Below are 16,097 nucleotides of genomic sequence, written 5' to 3' on the forward strand. Positions count from 1 at the left end.
TCCGGGCTGCCGGAAACGGCGTTCGGCACACACGACTTCTCACGGTCGGTGTCAGGGTGCGTCAGGGGTGGCGGGCCATCCCGTGTCCAGCGACTTGCGGTTGACTGTTGACCAGTGCTGCCGAAGCCGCGACGACGCGTCCTGCTTGCTGTTGTGTCATATGCACGTCAGTCAGGAGGAGGAATCAGCCTTCGTCCGTGGACGCCCGGAGGCATCCTGTTTCGAGACCAGGTCCGGCGTTGCAGCCTGGACGCGGTACTACACGGTCCGACGGTTGTGCATCTCCACCCTACACGTATCCCTGATAATCGGGTGCTGCCGCGCGCTGAATCCGCAACGGGTTGCATTTATCGCCGGCTCCGTACGGGAGCCCGCGCAGTTTATGGCTAAGGCAGGTATTTCCGAAGCATCCGCCATGACTGCGTGAAAGCGTTGGCACTGAGAAGAGTGGCATCGAAAAAAAACGGGAAGGGAGGGTCAAAAAGCCGCTCTTGTTGTTTTTTATCGGTCTTCTCTCATCGGCGCTGGTGGCGATTCCAGGCATTTCTGTAAACTGGCGAAAGCCCCGTCGGACGGCCTCGCGTCCTCGAGAATTGCGTAGGTCAGGGCCGGCTTGAAGCCATTGGTCCGCTGGCCAGCCGCTTTTGGCGGCGTTCGCGACTATAGCAGCAATGATTAAGTGCTTCAATTCCATAAAAAATTGTTATGATCCGCCAAATGACGACCTCTACCCCCCCGGCTTCCAGCGTCCAGCTGATCGAAGTCCCGCCGGAACTTGCCGGCCAGCGTATCGACAACTTCCTTGTCAATGTCCTCAAGGGCGTTCCCAAGACCTTGATTTACCGCATCTTGCGTAAAGGCGAGGTGCGGGTGAACAAAGGCCGCATCAAGCCCGAATACAAGATCCAGGCCGGTGACATCGTGCGGGTCCCGCCCGTTCGTCTGCCCGAGCGCGACGAGCCGGTGCCGGTGGCCCAGGGCCTGTTGCAGCGCCTGGAGGCGGCCATCGTCTACGAAGACAAGGCGCTGATCGTGCTCAACAAGCCGGCCGGCATCGCCGTGCATGGCGGCAGCGGCCTGAGCTTCGGCGTGATCGAGGCGTTTCGCCAGTTGCGTCCGGATGCCAAGGAACTGGAACTGGTGCATCGCCTCGACCGCGACACCTCCGGCCTGCTGATGATCGCCAAGAAGCGCAGCATGCTGCGCCACCTGCACACCATGCTGCGCGGTGATGGCGTGGACAAGCGCTACATGGCGCTGGTCCGTGGCCATTGGGCGACCAGCAAGAAGCAGGTCAATGCACCGTTGCTCAAGAGCAACCTGCGTTCCGGCGAGCGCATGGTCGAGGTCAATGACGAAGGCAAGGAGGCGTTGACCGTCTTCCGCGTGCTGCGCCGCTTCGGCGATTTCGCCACCATGGTCGAGGCCCGCCCGATCACTGGTCGTACCCACCAGATTCGTGTTCACGCCCTGCATGCCGGCCATTGCATTGCCGGCGACAGCAAGTACGGCGATGAAGACTTCACTCGCGAGATCCGTGACCTGGGCGGCAAGCGCCTGTTCCTGCATGCCTATGCCCTGACCGTGCCGCTGCCGGATGGCGGCGAGCTGAAACTCGAGGCCCCGGTGGACGAAATGTGGGCCCAGACCGTGGAGCGCCTGAGTGCAACGTGATTACGACCTGCTGATCTTCGACTGGGACGGCACCCTCGCCGATTCCATTGGCCGCATCGTCGAGGCGATGCATGCCTCGTCCGAGCGTGCCGGCTATGCGCTGTGCAGCGACGAGGCGGTCAAGGGCATCATCGGCCTGGCCCTGCCCGAGGCGATCAGCACCTTGTATCCGCACCTGGTCGAAGCCGAGGTCATGGCTTTCCGTCAGCACTACGCCGATATCTACATGGCCCTGGACGATCGTCCTTCGCCGCTGTTCCCTGGCGTGGTCGAGGCGCTGGATGGCTTCCGCGCCGAGGGCTACCACCTGGCGGTGGCCACCGGCAAGGCCCGGCGCGGGCTGGATCGTGTGCTCAAGGCCAATGGCTGGGAAAACTTCTTCGATATCACCCGCGCCGCCGACGAAACCCGCGGCAAGCCGCACCCGCTGATGCTCGAGGAAATTCTCGCGCACTGCCAGGTGCCGGCCTCGCGGGCGTTGATGGTTGGCGACTCGTCGTTCGACCTGCTGATGGCGCAGAACGCCGGCATGCACTCGGTAGCGGTGGGTTATGGTGCGATGTCGCTGGAGACGTTGAGCGTTCACCAGCCGCAGTTGTCTATCGAACACTTCTCACAGTTGCCGGCCTGGCTCGCCCGGGCGGCAGCACCAGTATTTCCAGGGTAGGTAAAGCATGGCTGACGAGTGGAAAGCGCCTCGTGACGAGGACGGCGAAGAGCAGAAAAGCTGGAAATTGCTGGAAAAGACCCTGCTGGCCAGTGTCCAGGAGCAGCGTCGCGCGCGGCGCTGGGGGATCTTTTTCAAGCTGCTGACCTTCTGCTATCTGTTCGGTCTGCTGTTCCTGTTCTCGCCGTTGGCGAAGATGGAAAAGAACGCGGTCGGCGGCAATGGGCATACCGCGCTGATCGAGGTGCGCGGGGTGATCGCCGACAAGGAAGAGGCCAGCGCCGACAACATCATCGGCAGCCTGCGTGCGGCGTTCAAGGATCCGAAGACCAGGGCCGTGGTGCTGCGCATCAACAGCCCGGGCGGCAGTCCGGTACAGGCTGGCTATGTGTATGACGAGATCCGTCGTCTGCGTGGCGAGTATCCGGATATCAAGCTGTATGCGGTGATCACCGATCTCGGTGCTTCCGGCGCGTACTACATCGCCAGTGCGGCGGACCAGATCTACGCCGACAAGGCCAGTCTGGTCGGCTCCATCGGGGTGACTGCGGCCGGCTATGGCTTCGTCGGGGCCATGGAAAAGCTCGGTGTCGAGCGTCGCACCTACACCTCCGGCGAGCACAAGGCCTTCCTCGATCCGTTCCAGCCGCAGAAGCCGGAGGAAACCGCATTCTGGCAGAGCGTGCTGGATACGACCCACAAGCAGTTCATCGCCAGCGTCAAGCAAGGGCGTGGCGAACGCCTGAAGGACAAGGAGCATCCCGAGCTGTTCAGCGGGTTGATCTGGTCTGGCGAGCAGGCCGTGGGCCTGGGCCTGGTGGATGCCCTGGGCAGCGCTGGGTATGTGGCGCGTGAAGTAGTCGGGGAAAAGGACCTGGTGGACTTCACCATCGAGGAGTCACCGTTCGATCGCTTCTCCAAGCGTTTGGGGGCGAGCGTTGCCGAGCATCTGGCGATGTGGATGGGCTTCCAGGGGCCGAGTCTGCGCTGATGCTGCGCTGCTAGTAAAAAGCCGACCTCAAGGGTCGGCTTTTTACTGGGCGTCCGGCCAGGCACAAACCCCTGTGGGAGCTGGCTTGCCAGCGATGAGGCCGGCTTGAGCAATGATGCTGTCAGGTCTGGCCCTATCGCTGGCAAGCCAGCTCCCACAGGGGTTGAGGTGTGGTCGAGGTTCAGGGCACGCTCACGCCTTCCTTTATAAGCATGTCCACCAGGCGAATCAGCGGCAGCCCGATCAGGCTGGTCGCATCACAGCCATGGGTGCTCTGGAACAGGCTCACACCCAGCCCTTCGCACTTGAAGCTGCCGGCACAATCATAGGGCTGCTCGATCCGCAGGTAGCGCTCGATGCGCGCCAGGTCGAGTTCGCGCATATGCACGCTGAACGGCACGCAATCCACCTGGCATTCACCGGTTGCGCTGTTGAGCAGGGCGACGCCGGTGAGGAAGGTGACATGATTGCCGCTCGCCGCCAGCAACTGCTCGCAGGCCTTGTCGAAGGTGTGCGGTTTGCCGAGAATCTGTTCACCGAGCACTGCCACCTGGTCGGAGCCGATGATCAGGTGGGCAGGGTGGCGGTCGGCGAGGGCGAGGGCTTTTTCCCGGGCCAGGCGCTCCACCAGGTCGACGGCGGGTTCGTCTTCGAGGCGCCGTTCGTCGATATCCGGCGAGGCGCAATCGAAGGGCAGGTGCAGGCGCGCCAGCAATTCGCGCCGGTAAGGTGAGCTGGAAGCCAGTATCAGCGGTAGCATGAAGTACTCCAGTGCAGGTTCGCCGATTCTAACATGTTGGGCCGGGACGGAATTTCCTTTGACAGAGGCAGGGGGCATCCCTAGAATGCTGCGCCTATGTTGAATGACCCGATTCCACCTCACGTTGACCCGCGCAAATTGGCCGATCGTGGCGTTTCCATCGAAGGAAGCGTACCGCTCGCCGATTTGGAGAGACTCTGCGACCCGCTTTCCGACACTGTCGGTACGGTGCAGGCCAAATTCGATTTTGAGCGAGACGAGCAAGGTTCGGTGGTTTTCCACACCGACCTGAATGTTTCGGTCAAGATGGTTTGCCAGCGTTGTCTTGAGCTGGTCACCCTGCCGATCCACAGCGAATGTACTTACGCCGTGGTGAAGGAGGGTGCGAATACCCAGTCGTTGCCGAAAGGTTATGACGTGCTGGAACTGGGCGAGGATCCTTTGGATCTGCGGGCGCTGGTCGAGGAAGAGCTGTTGCTCGCCTTGCCCATCGTGCCTGCTCATCATCCGGAAGAATGCCAGCAGCCGGCGGGCGCCGATGAGCCCGAACCGAGCGAGGACGAGGTAAAGCGGTCCAACCCGTTCAGTGTATTGGCGCAGTTAAAGCGTGACCCAAACGTTTAGGAGTTAATCAATTATGGCTGTTCAGCAGAACAAAAAATCCCGCTCTGCCCGTGACATGCGCCGTTCGCACGATGCCCTCGAAGCCAACGCCCTGTCCGTAGAGAAAACCACCGGTGAAGTTCACCTGCGTCACCACGTTTCGCCAGAAGGCGTATACCGTGGCCGTAAAGTGATCGACAAGGGCGCTGACGAGTAATCCTTGTCCGCTCAGATCATTGCGATCGACGCAATGGGCGGGGACTTCGGTCCCCGCAGCATTGTCCAGGCAAGCCTTGCTTGTCTCTCGGCTACTCCCTCGCTGCACCTGACCCTCGTCGGTCAACCCTCCCTCCTTGAAGATCTGATCGCTGGCCAGTCGGCTGCGGATCGCGCGCGCCTGCAAATCGTCGGGGCGAGCGAGGTGATCGGCATGGACGAGCGGCCTTCCCAGGCGTTGCGTGGCAAACCCGATTCGTCGATGCGCGTCGCCCTCGAATTATTGCGTGATGGCAAGGTCCAGGCCTGCGTCAGCGCCGGCAATACCGGTGCCTTGATGGCGTTGTCACGCTATGTGCTGAAAACCCTGCCCGGCATCGATCGCCCGGCGATGGTGGCGGCAATCCCGACCCAGACCGGCTACTGCCAGCTGCTCGACCTTGGCGCCAACGTCGATTGCAGTGCCGAGCACCTGTACCAGTTCGCCGTGATGGGCTCGGTGGCGGCCCAGGCCCTGGGGGTTTCCCGGCCGCGGGTGGCGCTGCTGAATGTCGGCACCGAGGACATCAAGGGCAACCAGCAGGTCAAGCTGGCGGCCAGCCTCCTGCAGCAGGCCCGTGGCCTGAACTACATCGGTTTCATCGAAGGTGACGGCCTGTATCGCGGCGAGGCGGATGTGGTGGTGTGCGACGGTTTCGTCGGCAATATCCTGCTCAAGTCCAGCGAAGGCCTGGCGACCATGATCGGTGCGCGCATCGAGGCGCTGTTCCGCGGTGGCGTGGCCTCGCGCCTGGTCGGAGCGATGGCCATGCCGCTGCTCAAGCGCCTCAAGGCCGACCTGGCGCCGGCGCGACATAATGGCGCAAGTTTCCTCGGCCTGCAGGGCATCGTCATCAAAAGCCATGGCTCCGCCGGTGTGCAGGGCTTCCAGAGCGCGATCCAGCGGGCCCTGATCGAAATCCAGGAAAACCTGCCCGAACGCCTGCACGGCCGCCTCGAGGATCTGTTGCTTTAGGCATAATCGCCAGGAAGTGGTTAAATGTGACCGCTTGGTTCTCGTTACCATCCAACTTTCGGTTTTCTTGTGTCCAGCTTCGGCTGGACACTCATTTTCGACGACAAGATCACTAGGGGCTTGTTCAATGTCTGCATCCCTCGCATTCGTCTTTCCCGGTCAAGGTTCGCAGTCCCTCGGCATGCTCGCCGAGCTGGGTGCCCAGTATCCGCTGGTCATCGATACCTTCCGTGAGGCCTCCGAGGCACTGGGCTACGATCTCTGGGCGCTGATCCAGGACGGCCCGGAAGAGCAACTCAATCAAACCGACAAAACCCAGCCGGCCATCCTGACCGCATCGATCGCCCTGTGGCGTGTGTGGGAAGCCGAAGGCGGCGCGCGTCCGGCGTATGTCTCCGGTCACAGCCTGGGTGAATACAGTGCATTGGTCGCCGCTGGCAGCCTGACCCTGGCCGATGCAGTCAAGCTGGTCGAGCGCCGTGGCCAGCTGATGCAGGAAGCCGTGCCGGCCGGGCAGGGCGCCATGGCGGCGATCCTCGGCCTGGACGACGCCGATGTCGTGGCCATCTGTGCCGAAGCGGCCCAGGGCGATGTGGTCAGCGCGGTTAACTTCAACTCGCCAGGCCAGGTGGTCATCGCCGGTGCCAAGGCGGCGGTCGAGCGTGCGATGGAAGGCTGCAAGGCCCGCGGCGCCAAGCGCGCCCTGCCGCTGCCGGTCAGCGTGCCGTCGCACTGCGAGCTGATGCGTCCGGCGGCCGAGCGCTTTGCCGAGTCGGTCAACGCCATCGAGTGGAAGGCCCCGGCCATTCCCGTGGTGCAGAACGTCAGCGCGGCCGTGCCGGCTGATCTGGAAGTCCTCAAGCGCGACCTGCTGGAGCAGTTGTACAAGCCGGTCCGCTGGGTCGAGTGCGTGCAGACCCTGGCTGCCCAGGGTGCGGTGCAACTGGTCGAGTGCGGTCCTGGTAAAGTGCTGGCCGGCCTCAACAAGCGTTGCGCCGACGCCGTGACCACCTACAACCTCAATACCCCGGATGCCTTCGCCGCCGCCCGTGCGGCGCTGGCCTGATTAGGAGAGCTTGCATGAGTCTGCAAGGTAAAGTTGCACTGGTCACTGGCGCAAGCCGTGGCATCGGCCAGGCCATCGCCCTGGAGCTGGGTCGCCTGGGCGCTACCGTGATCGGTACCGCTACCTCCGCGTCCGGCGCCGAGCGTATCGCCGAGACCCTCAAGGAACACGGCATCACCGGCACCGGCCTGGAACTCAACGTTACCAGCGAAGAGTCCGTGGCGGCTGTCCTGGCGACGATCCAGGAGCAGTTCGGCGCGCCGGCGATCCTGGTCAACAACGCCGGCATCACCCGTGACAACCTGATGATGCGCATGAAAGACGACGAGTGGTTCGATGTCATCGACACCAACCTGAACAGCCTCTACCGTCTGTCCAAGGGCGTCCTGCGCGGCATGACCAAGGCTCGTTGGGGTCGTATCATCAGCATCGGTTCGGTTGTGGGTGCCATGGGCAACGCCGGCCAGGCCAACTACGCTGCTGCCAAGGCTGGCCTGGAAGGCTTCAGCCGTGCGCTGGCGCGTGAAGTCGGTTCCCGCTCCATCACCGTGAACTCGGTCACTCCGGGCTTTATCGACACCGATATGACCCGCGAGCTGCCTGAAGCACAGCGCGAAGCGCTGCAGACGCAAATTCCGCTGGGTCGTCTGGGTCAGGCCGATGAGATCGCCAAGGTGGTCGCATTCCTGGCTTCCGACGGTGCGGCTTACGTGACCGGCGCCACCATTCCGGTCAACGGCGGGATGTACATGTAGTTAAATGTGACGGATTGTTTTAAAAAAATGTCATACGAGCTGACTAAAATCCGTTATAAAGCTGCAACCAAATTCCAGGGGAGTCGGTGGGTGTGATGGGGGAGGGGCGCGTTGAGCTTGAAAAGCAGGCGCCTTTCTATAAACTTACACACCGGCCAGCTGCCTGACATATGTCCATTAGGAGTGAAAACAAGGTATGAGCACCATCGAAGAACGCGTCAAGAAAATCGTTGCCGAGCAACTGGGCGTCAAGGAAGAAGAAGTGAAGCCAGAGTCTTCCTTCGTTGACGATCTGGGTGCCGATTCCCTTGATACCGTTGAGCTGGTGATGGCTCTGGAAGAGGAATTCGAAACCGAGATTCCTGACGAAGAAGCCGAGAAGATCACTACTGTTCAAGCTGCTATCGACTACGTCAACAGCCACCAGGCTTAAGACTTTTGTAGTCGTCGCTTCTTGTCAGGGAAAAACCGCACTGCCTTTGCCGGCGTGCGGTTTTTTCTTTGCAAGAGATGTAGACATATAGAAAAAGGAGAGCGCTGTGTCGCGTAGACGCGTCGTGGTCACCGGTATGGGCATGCTGTCGCCACTGGGTACCGATGTACCGAGCACCTGGCAGGGCATTCTGGCTGGCCGCAGTGGCATTGGTCTGATCGAGCATACTGACCTTTCAGCCTATTCCACCCGCTTCGGTGGTTCGGTGAAGGGCTTCGATGTCGAGCAGTACCTGTCGCTCAAGGAAGCTCGCAAACTCGACCTGTTCATCCAGTACGGCCTGGCGGCCGGTTTCCAGGCAGTGCGCAATGCCGGCCTGGAAGTCACCGATGCCAACCGTGAGCGCATTGGCGTGGCCATGGGCTCGGGTATCGGCGGCCTGACCAATATCGAAGAAACCAGCCGTACCCTGCATGATCAAGGCCCGCGGCGCATTTCGCCGTTCTTCGTGCCGGGTTCGATCATCAACATGATTTCCGGCTTCCTGTCCATCCACCTGGGTGTACAGGGGCCTAACTATGCCATCGCCACGGCCTGCACCACCGGTACCCACTGTATCGGCATGGCGGCACGCAACATCGCCTTCGGCGAAGCCGACGTGATGATTGCCGGCGGTGCCGAAATGGCCGCCTGCGGACTGGGCATGGGCGGCTTCGGTGCCTCGCGGGCGCTTTCGACCCGCAACGACGACCCGACCCGTGCCAGCCGTCCATGGGACAAGGGTCGCGACGGTTTCGTCCTGTCCGACGGTTCCGGTGCCCTGGTCCTGGAAGAGCTGGAGCACGCCAAGGCCCGTGGTGCGACCATTCACGCCGAGCTGGTCGGCTTTGGCATGAGCGGTGACGCCTACCACATGACCTCGCCACCGGAAGATGGCGCCGGCGCTGCACGCTGCATGGCCAACGCCCTGCGTGATGCGCAGATCGATCCGGGCCAGGTCAACTACATCAACGCCCACGGCACCTCGACCCCTGCGGGCGACCTGGCCGAAGTGGCAGCGATCAAGTCGGTGTTCGGCGAGCACGCCTACAACCTGGCGGTCAGTTCCACCAAGTCCATGACCGGTCACCTGCTGGGTGCGGCGGGCGCGGTAGAGGCGATCTTCAGCGTTCTGGCGATCAACAGCCAGGTAGCGCCGCCAACTATCAACCTCGACGAGCCGGATGTCGGTTGCGACCTCAACTTCGTACCGCACGAAGCGCGCAACATGTCGATCGACGTGGTGCTGTCCAACTCGTTCGGTTTTGGCGGTACCAACGGTTCGCTGGTGTTCCGTCGGTTCGCCGGCTGATGCAGGCCTGGGTCGATGGGCAGAGCGCCGATACCCTGGCGCTGCAAAGCCGCGGCCTGGCCTATGGCGATGGTCTGTTCGAGACCATCGCCGTCAAGGCGGGGAAGCCCTCGCTGCTTGACTACCACCTTGATCGCCTGGCGTCCGGTTGCCGGCGCCTGGCCATCGAGGCCGATTTCCAGCTGATCCGCGACGAGTCCTGTCGGTACGCCGCCTTGCTCGGCGACGGCGTGCTCAAGCTGATCCTGACCCGTGGCGACAGCCAGCGTGGCTACGCCGCCGCCGCCGACGCCATGCCGCGGCGAATCCTCCAGGGTAATCCGGCACCTGTGTATCCCGCTGAAAATGCCGAGCAGGGCGTCAGCCTTTTCCCCTGCCGTACCCGCCTGGCCGAACAGCCACTCCTGGCCGGCCTCAAGCACCTCAATCGCCTGGAGCAGGTACTGGCCCGTGCCGAGTGGCAGGGCACTGAATACGCTGAAGGATTGATGCTGGATATGTCCGGCCGGGTCATCGAAGGGGTCTACAGCAACCTGTTCCTGGTGCGTGGCGGGCGCCTGCTCACTGCCGACCTGAGTCGCTGCGGCGTGGCTGGCGTCATGCGTGCCGCGCTGCTGGACGCTGCGGCCCGCGAAGGCATCGTCGCCGAGGTCCGCGACCTGAGCCTCGACGACCTGGAGCAGGCTGATGAATTGTTTCTCTGCAACAGTGTCTACGGTGTCTGGCCGGTGCGTTCATTTGCGTCGCTGAACTGGTCGCCGGGGCCTCTCACCCGTAAACTGCAGGCCATTGCCCGTACGCTACTGGATGCCTGATTTTGAGACGTAAATTGTTGCTGCTGCTGGAGGTCGTGCTGATCCTCGGTGGCCTGGTGCTTGGGTATTCCGCCTGGAAAGTCAGTGCCTCGGTTGACCAGTCGCTGCATCTGGGTGGCGTGGAACTGCTGGATGTCCCCACCGGCACCAATCCCAACCGCATGTTCTATCGCATGGAAGGTCAGGGTCTGATCAAGGACGCCTTCTGGCTGCGCCTTTACTGGCGCTTCAACATGGCCGGCACCGCCCTGCATACCGGCGAATACCGCATGACCCCCGGCATGACCGTGCGTGACCTGTTCGACGCCTGGCGACGTGGCGACGTGGTCCGGTACAACCTGACTCTGGTCGAGGGCTGGAATTTCCGTCAGGTCCGCGCGGCGCTGGCCAAGCATGAAAAGATCAAGCACACCCTCGACGGCATGAGCGATGCCGAGGTGATGGACGAGCTCGGTCACCCTACCGTCTTCCCTGAAGGTCGCTTCTTCCCCGATACCTACAAGTTCGTGCGTGGTATGAGCGACGTCGAGCTGTTGCAGCAAGCCTATGCGCGCCTTGAAGAGGTGCTGGCGAAAGAGTGGGCCGATCGCCCCGCCGAGCTGCCGTATCGTGACCCTTACCAGGCGCTGATCATGGCTTCGCTGGTAGAGAAGGAAACCGGCGTACCCCAGGAGCGTGGGCAGATCGCCGGGGTCTTCGTGCGGCGCATGCAGATCGGTATGCAACTGCAGACCGATCCCACCGTCATCTACGGCATGGGCGAACGCTACAACGGCAAGATCACCCGTGCCGACCTGCGCGAGCCGACGCCCTACAACACCTATGTGATCAGCGGCCTGCCGCCGACGCCGATCGCCATGGTCGGTCGTGAGGCGATCCATGCCGCGCTCAACCCCGTGCCCGGCAGCAGCCTGTACTTCGTCGCCCGTGGCGATGGCAGCCATGTCTTCTCCGACGATCTCGACGCGCACAACTCGGCGGTCCGCGAGTACCAGTTGAAGCGCCGCGCCGACTATCGTTCCAGCCCGGCCCCGCAGAACGGCAATGGCAATGGCAAGAGCCTGCCGGATGTCCCCGTGCAGCAGGAAGCGCCTGCCGTGCCGCCGGCCATCGGCCCGGCCGAAGCACCTGCCGAAGCGCCGGACAGCGGCGATGCCCCCAAGCAATGACCATTTTCGAGGACGCTGAGTGAGCGGTTTGTTTATTACCCTGGAAGGCCCGGAAGGCGCCGGCAAAAGCACCAACCGCGACTACCTGGCCGGGCATCTGCGCGACCAGGGCCTGGACGTGCTGCTGACCCGCGAGCCGGGCGGCACGCCGCTGGCCGAGCGGATCCGCGAGCTGCTGCTGGCACCCAGTGATGAAAAGATGGATGCCGACACCGAGCTGCTGCTGGTCTTCGCGGCCCGCGCCCAGCATCTGGCGCAAGTGATTCGTCCGGCCCTGGCCCGTGGGGCGGTGGTCCTTTGTGATCGCTTCACAGATGCCACCTACGCCTATCAAGGTGGTGGTCGCGGCCTCAGCGTCGAGCGCATCGCCACCCTGGAGCGCTTCGTCCAGGGCGGCCTGCAACCCGACCTGACCCTGCTGTTCGACCTGCCGGTGGAAGTCGGCCTGTCCCGTGCCGCGGCCCGTGGCCGCCTGGATCGCTTCGAGCAGGAAGGCCAGGCCTTCTTCGAGGCTGTGCGCCAGGCGTATCTGGAGCGCGCCAAGGCCGATCCGCAACGCTATCGCCTGATCGACGCGGCCCAGCCGCTGGCCGCCGTGCAGCAATCGCTGGATGGCCTGGTCGGGCAGATCGTGGAGCGTTGCCGTGGCTGAGGCCTACCCGTGGCAGGCGGCGCTCTGGCAGCAACTGGCCGGGCGCGCCCGGCATGCCCACGCCTACCTGCTGCACGGCCCGCAGGGCATCGGCAAGCGGGCCATGGCCGAGAACCTGATGGCGCTGCTGCTGTGCCAGCGCCCCGCGGAGCTCAAGGCCTGTGGCCAGTGCAAATCGTGCATGCTCCTGGCGGCCGGCAGTCACCCGGACAACTACATGCTGGAGCCGGAAGAAGCGGACAAGCCGATCAAGGTCGACCAGGTCCGTGACCTGGTCGGCTTCGTCACCCAGACCGCCCAGCTTGGCGGACGCAAGGTGGTGTTGATCGAGCCCGTCGAGGCGATGAACGTCAACGCCGCCAACGCCTTGCTCAAGAGCCTCGAAGAGCCTTCTGGCGACACCGTGCTGCTGCTGGTCAGTCACCAGCCGAGCCGCCTGCTGCCGACCATCAAGAGCCGTTGCCAGCAAATTGCCTGTCCGCAGCCGAAGGAGGCCGAGAGCCTCGCCTGGCTGGCCGCAGCGCTGCCGGAGTGCGAGGAGCAGGAGCGTGTCGAGCTGCTGAGCCTGGCCGCCGGTTCGCCGCTGATGGCGGTCAGCCTGCAGGCCCAGGGCGTGCGCGAGCACCGTGCCCAGGTGGTCGATGGGGTGAAGAAGCTGCTCAAGCAGCAGCAATCGCCGACCCAACTCGCTGAAGCCTGGAAGGATGTGTCATTGCTGCACCTGTTCGACTGGTTCTGCGACTGGTCGAACCTGGTCCTGCGCTACCAGTTGACCCAGGACGAGGAAGGCCTGGGCCTGCCCGATATGCGCAAGGTGGTGCAATACCTCGCGCAGAAAAGCCCGCAGGGCAGGGTGCTGGAGATCCAGGACTGGATTCTCGAGCAGCGCCAGAAGGTCCTCGGCAAGGCCAACCTCAACCGCGTGCTGCTGCTCGAAGCCTTGCTGGCTTCCTGGGCGATGTTGCCGGGCCAGCGCTGAGTTCTTCAATTTCCCTTTTCAGACCGTGATTTCGCCATGCTCGTAGATTCCCATTGCCACCTCGACCGTCTTGATCTCGCTGCCCACGATGGCTCCCTGGATGCCGCGCTTGCGGCAGCGCGGGCCCGTGGCGTCGGGCATTTCCTGTGTATCGGGGTCAGCGCCGACAACGCCGCCCAGGTCAAGGCCCTGGCCGAGCAGTACGCCGATGTCGATTGCTCGGTGGGCATCCATCCGCTGGACCTGGCGCCCGGCGAAGCGCCGGCGCTGGACTGGCTGCTGCAGGAGCTGAACCACCCGAACGTGGTGGCGATCGGCGAGACCGGCCTGGACTATCACTACGAGCCGGAAGCGGCCGAGCTGCAGCAGGCCTCGTTCCGCCTGCACCTGGATGCCGCGCGCATCACCGGCAAACCGGTGGTTATCCACACCCGCGCCGCCCGGGCCGACACCCTGACCCTGCTGCGCGAGGCCGCCTTGCCCCAGGCCGGCGTGCTGCACTGCTTCACCGAGGGCTGGGACATGGCCAAGGCCGCCCTGGACCTCGGCTACTACATCTCCCTGTCCGGCATCGTCACCTTCCGCAATGCTGACGCCCTGCGCGACGTGGCCCGCCAGGTGCCGGCCGATCGCCTGCTGGTGGAGACCGATTCCCCTTATCTGGCGCCGATTCCCCATCGCGGCAAGCCGAACCTGCCGGAATACGTGCGTGATGTCGCCGAGTTCATCGCCCTTGTACGCGGTGAGCGCTACGAGCAACTGGCCGAGCAGACCACCGAGAATTTCCGCCGGTTGTTCCCGCTGGCGCGAGTGCGGCAGGCCTGAGGCCGGCGAACGGGCAAAAAAAACCCGGGTTCTGGGGGAGGAATCCGGGTTAAGACCATTAGGAGTAAAACAAAGGCGAGCGCTCCTTGTTCACCTTTATCGGCAGGACACTTGGGGGGATATGCCCCGCCAACAATTCAAGTATTAATCAGGATTGATGGGCTTCCAGCGAACATTGCTCGTTTTTTAAACAGATTTGGAATACGCCCGGCGCTGCTGAGAGCGCATCGCTCCTGGCAAAGGTTCTCGAACGCGGGGACATGCTTGGATGATCCGTGCATTTTCCCGCAAGTTAGGCATAATACCTGGCTTCGATTTTGATCAGTCCTTCTTATGCAGAAAGAACCTCGCAAGGTCCGTGAATTTCGTCGCCGTGAGCAAGAGATTCTCGATACCGCCCTCAAGCTGTTTCTCGAACAGGGTGAAGACAGCGTCACCGTCGAGATGATCGCTGATGCTGTGGGTATCGGCAAAGGCACGATCTACAAGCACTTCAAGTCCAAGGCGGAGATCTACCTGCGCCTGATGCTCGACTACGAGCGCGATTTGAACCAGTTGCTGCACTCCGCCGATGTCGACCGTGACAAGGAAGCCCTGTCGCGCGCCTACTTCGAATTCCGCATGCGCGATCCACAGCGTTACCGCCTGTTCGATCGCCTGGAAGAGAAAGTGGTCAAGGGCCATCAGGTGCCGGAGATGGTCGAGGAACTGCACAAGATCCGCGCCTCCAACTTCGACCGCCTGACCCTGCTGATCAAGGGCCGCATCAGCGAAGGCAAGCTCGAGGACGTACCGCCGTACTTCCACTACTGCGCCGCCTGGGCGCTGGTGCATGGCGCGGTGGCGCTGTATCACTCGCCGTTCTGGAGCAACGTCCTGGAAGACCAGGAAGGCTTCTTCCAGTTCCTGATGGACATCGGCGTGCGCATGGGCAACAAGCGCAAGCGTGACCCGGAGCCGTCCGCCAGCTGATATCCGCTGGCGACACGTCCGCTATTGGATGCGACGGCACAGGAATATACTTGGAGGGTAGGCTTGCAAAAACCTGATTTTTGAGTCAGGTTTTGCAGGCCCGATTCACCCATGCCGGAGTAATCCATGATCGTCGACCGTCAAGGCAGGCGTTTTCGCAATCTGCGTGTCAGCCTTACCGCCGCCTGCAACTACGCGTGCACCTACTGCGTGCCCGACGGCAAGCGCCTGGTCGCCGCCCAGGACGAACTCTCCGCCGAGGCTATGGCCCGTGGCGTGGCCTGGTTGATCGAGGCGGCCGGCATCGAGCGTTTGCGGGTGACGGGGGGCGAGCCGCTGGTCAGTCCCAAGCTGGAAACCTTCCTGACCACCGTGGCCGGCTTCGGCCTCGACGACATCAGCCTGACCACCAATGGCCAGTTGCTTGCGCGCAAGCTGCCGCTGCTGGTGGATGTTGGCATCCGCCGTCTCAACGTGTCCCTCGATACCCTCGATCCCCAGGCCTTCCGTGCCATTGCCCGCGGTGGCGATCTGGCGACGGTGCTCGACGGCATGGCCCAGGCGTCGGCGGCGGGCATGAACATCAAGGTCAACATGGTGCCGCTGCGCGGGCAGAATCTTGACCAGGTCCTGCCGCTGCTGGAGTACTGCCTGGAGCACGGCTACGAGTTGCGCTTCATCGAACTGATGCGCATGGGCCATCTGGCCCGGGACAACAATGCCTTCCTGCAGCAGTTCGTCGGTCTGGAAACCTTGCTGCAGGTGATCGGCGAGCGCTATGAGTATGCCCAGGCCGAAGCGCCGATCGACGCCACCGCCTTGCGCTACCGCATCCCGGGGCAGGGCTGCTTCGGGGTGATCGCCAACGAAAGCGTGCCGTTCTGCCGGACCTGTTCCCGCCTGCGCCTGTCCTCCACCGGCTGGTTGCACGGCTGCCTGTCGTCAAGCAACCGCCACTACATCGGCGACCTTCTCGATCGTCCTCGCCACCTGGCCCTCCCGGCCTTGCAGGGCCTGCTGGTCAAGGCCATCGGCGACAAGCAGAGCGTGGCCTTCTCTGGCGGCGCGACTGTGATGAAGATCATCGGCGGCTAATCCTCCAATCAATCTGGAACAGAACCTGCATCAGCGGGCTGTTCGCCGGTTTTCCGTCG

The 16,097-nt window shown here is 62.9% G+C and carries 18 protein-coding genes; 17 read left to right on the plus strand and 1 reads right to left on the minus strand.

From position 1 onward, the window contains the following. Positions 1-717 precede the first annotated feature (717 nt). Genes rluC through PSEMO_RS15630 form a run of 3 tightly spaced genes read left to right on the plus strand, consistent with a single transcriptional unit; the run spans position 718 to position 3,332 of the window. Positions 718-1,674 carry a 23S rRNA pseudouridine(955/2504/2580) synthase RluC gene (gene rluC / locus PSEMO_RS15620; RefSeq protein ID WP_075803993.1) on the plus strand — a complete coding sequence of 319 codons (957 nt, stop codon included), beginning with the start codon at positions 718-720 and terminating at the stop codon, positions 1,672-1,674. Then, a complete protein-coding gene (locus PSEMO_RS15625; RefSeq protein WP_075803884.1) occupies positions 1,664-2,341 on the plus strand; it encodes an HAD-IA family hydrolase in 678 nt (225 codons plus the stop codon). Before rluC ends, PSEMO_RS15625 begins: the two co-directional genes overlap by 11 nt. Positions 2,342-2,348: 7 nt before the next feature. Continuing rightward, complete coding sequence (locus PSEMO_RS15630) at positions 2,349-3,332, plus strand: S49 family peptidase (protein ID WP_075803885.1); 984 nt, start codon at positions 2,349-2,351, stop codon at positions 3,330-3,332. A gap of 181 nt (positions 3,333-3,513) precedes the next feature. Here the strand turns inward: PSEMO_RS15630 and PSEMO_RS15635 are convergent, their stop codons facing one another. Further along, on the minus strand, positions 3,514-4,092 hold the full coding sequence (locus tag PSEMO_RS15635) for a Maf family protein (RefSeq protein ID WP_075803886.1): 579 nt from the start codon (positions 4,090-4,092) through the stop codon (positions 3,514-3,516). Between the two features lie 96 nt (positions 4,093-4,188). Here PSEMO_RS15635 and PSEMO_RS15640 point away from each other — a divergent pair, with 96 nt between their 5' ends. The 14 genes from PSEMO_RS15640 (at position 4,189) to PSEMO_RS15705 (ending at position 16,038) form a co-directional block, all read left to right on the plus strand. Continuing rightward, on the plus strand, positions 4,189-4,716 hold the full coding sequence (locus tag PSEMO_RS15640) for a YceD family protein (protein WP_075803887.1): 528 nt from the start codon (positions 4,189-4,191) through the stop codon (positions 4,714-4,716). 13 nt (positions 4,717-4,729) lie between these two features. Continuing rightward, positions 4,730-4,912 carry a 50S ribosomal protein L32 gene (rpmF, locus tag PSEMO_RS15645; protein ID WP_009406838.1) on the plus strand — a complete coding sequence of 61 codons (183 nt, stop codon included), beginning with the start codon at positions 4,730-4,732 and terminating at the stop codon, positions 4,910-4,912. A 3-nt stretch (positions 4,913-4,915) separates the two neighbouring features. Beyond that, positions 4,916-5,926: a phosphate acyltransferase PlsX gene (plsX, locus tag PSEMO_RS15650; protein ID WP_075803888.1), complete on the plus strand. Its 1,011-nt coding sequence runs from the start codon at positions 4,916-4,918 to the stop codon at positions 5,924-5,926. 127 nt (positions 5,927-6,053) lie between these two features. Beyond that, a complete protein-coding gene (gene fabD / locus PSEMO_RS15655; protein ID WP_075803889.1) occupies positions 6,054-6,992 on the plus strand; it encodes an ACP S-malonyltransferase in 939 nt (312 codons plus the stop codon). Between the two features lie 14 nt (positions 6,993-7,006). Continuing rightward, a complete protein-coding gene (fabG, locus tag PSEMO_RS15660) occupies positions 7,007-7,747 on the plus strand; it encodes a 3-oxoacyl-ACP reductase FabG (protein WP_075803890.1) in 741 nt (246 codons plus the stop codon). A gap of 196 nt (positions 7,748-7,943) precedes the next feature. Beyond that, positions 7,944-8,180, plus strand: a complete 237-nt coding sequence (gene acpP, locus PSEMO_RS15665) for an acyl carrier protein (RefSeq protein WP_075803891.1) — start codon at positions 7,944-7,946, stop codon at positions 8,178-8,180. Positions 8,181-8,286: 106 nt separating this feature from the next. Further along, on the plus strand, positions 8,287-9,531 hold the full coding sequence (fabF, locus tag PSEMO_RS15670) for a beta-ketoacyl-ACP synthase II (protein ID WP_075803892.1): 1,245 nt from the start codon (positions 8,287-8,289) through the stop codon (positions 9,529-9,531). After that, the gene (gene pabC, locus PSEMO_RS15675; protein WP_075803893.1) at positions 9,531-10,346 is read left to right on the plus strand and encodes an aminodeoxychorismate lyase; all 816 of its coding nucleotides are present in this window, start codon (positions 9,531-9,533) and stop codon (positions 10,344-10,346) included. Before fabF ends, pabC begins: the two co-directional genes overlap by 1 nt. A 2-nt stretch (positions 10,347-10,348) precedes the next feature. Then, entirely contained in the window at positions 10,349-11,515 is a 1,167-nt protein-coding gene (gene mltG, locus PSEMO_RS15680) for an endolytic transglycosylase MltG (RefSeq protein WP_075803894.1), read from the plus strand. A 19-nt stretch (positions 11,516-11,534) separates the two neighbouring features. Continuing rightward, positions 11,535-12,167: a dTMP kinase gene (tmk, locus tag PSEMO_RS15685; RefSeq protein ID WP_075803895.1), complete on the plus strand. Its 633-nt coding sequence runs from the start codon at positions 11,535-11,537 to the stop codon at positions 12,165-12,167. Beyond that, positions 12,160-13,146, plus strand: coding sequence for a DNA polymerase III subunit delta' (locus PSEMO_RS15690; protein ID WP_075803896.1), 987 nt, complete (start codon positions 12,160-12,162; stop codon positions 13,144-13,146). Before tmk ends, PSEMO_RS15690 begins: the two co-directional genes overlap by 8 nt. A gap of 36 nt (positions 13,147-13,182) precedes the next feature. After that, complete coding sequence (locus tag PSEMO_RS15695) at positions 13,183-13,971, plus strand: TatD family hydrolase (protein ID WP_075803897.1); 789 nt, start codon at positions 13,183-13,185, stop codon at positions 13,969-13,971. A gap of 333 nt (positions 13,972-14,304) precedes the next feature. Then, positions 14,305-14,943: a TetR/AcrR family transcriptional regulator gene (locus tag PSEMO_RS15700; protein WP_075803898.1), complete on the plus strand. Its 639-nt coding sequence runs from the start codon at positions 14,305-14,307 to the stop codon at positions 14,941-14,943. A 126-nt stretch (positions 14,944-15,069) separates the two neighbouring features. Further along, a complete protein-coding gene (locus PSEMO_RS15705; protein ID WP_075803899.1) occupies positions 15,070-16,038 on the plus strand; it encodes a GTP 3',8-cyclase MoaA in 969 nt (322 codons plus the stop codon). Positions 16,039-16,097: the final 59 nt, after the last annotated feature.

This window comes from Pseudomonas putida, from assembly GCF_001941965.1.
GTDB lineage: Bacteria > Pseudomonadota > Gammaproteobacteria > Pseudomonadales > Pseudomonadaceae > Aquipseudomonas > Aquipseudomonas putida_L.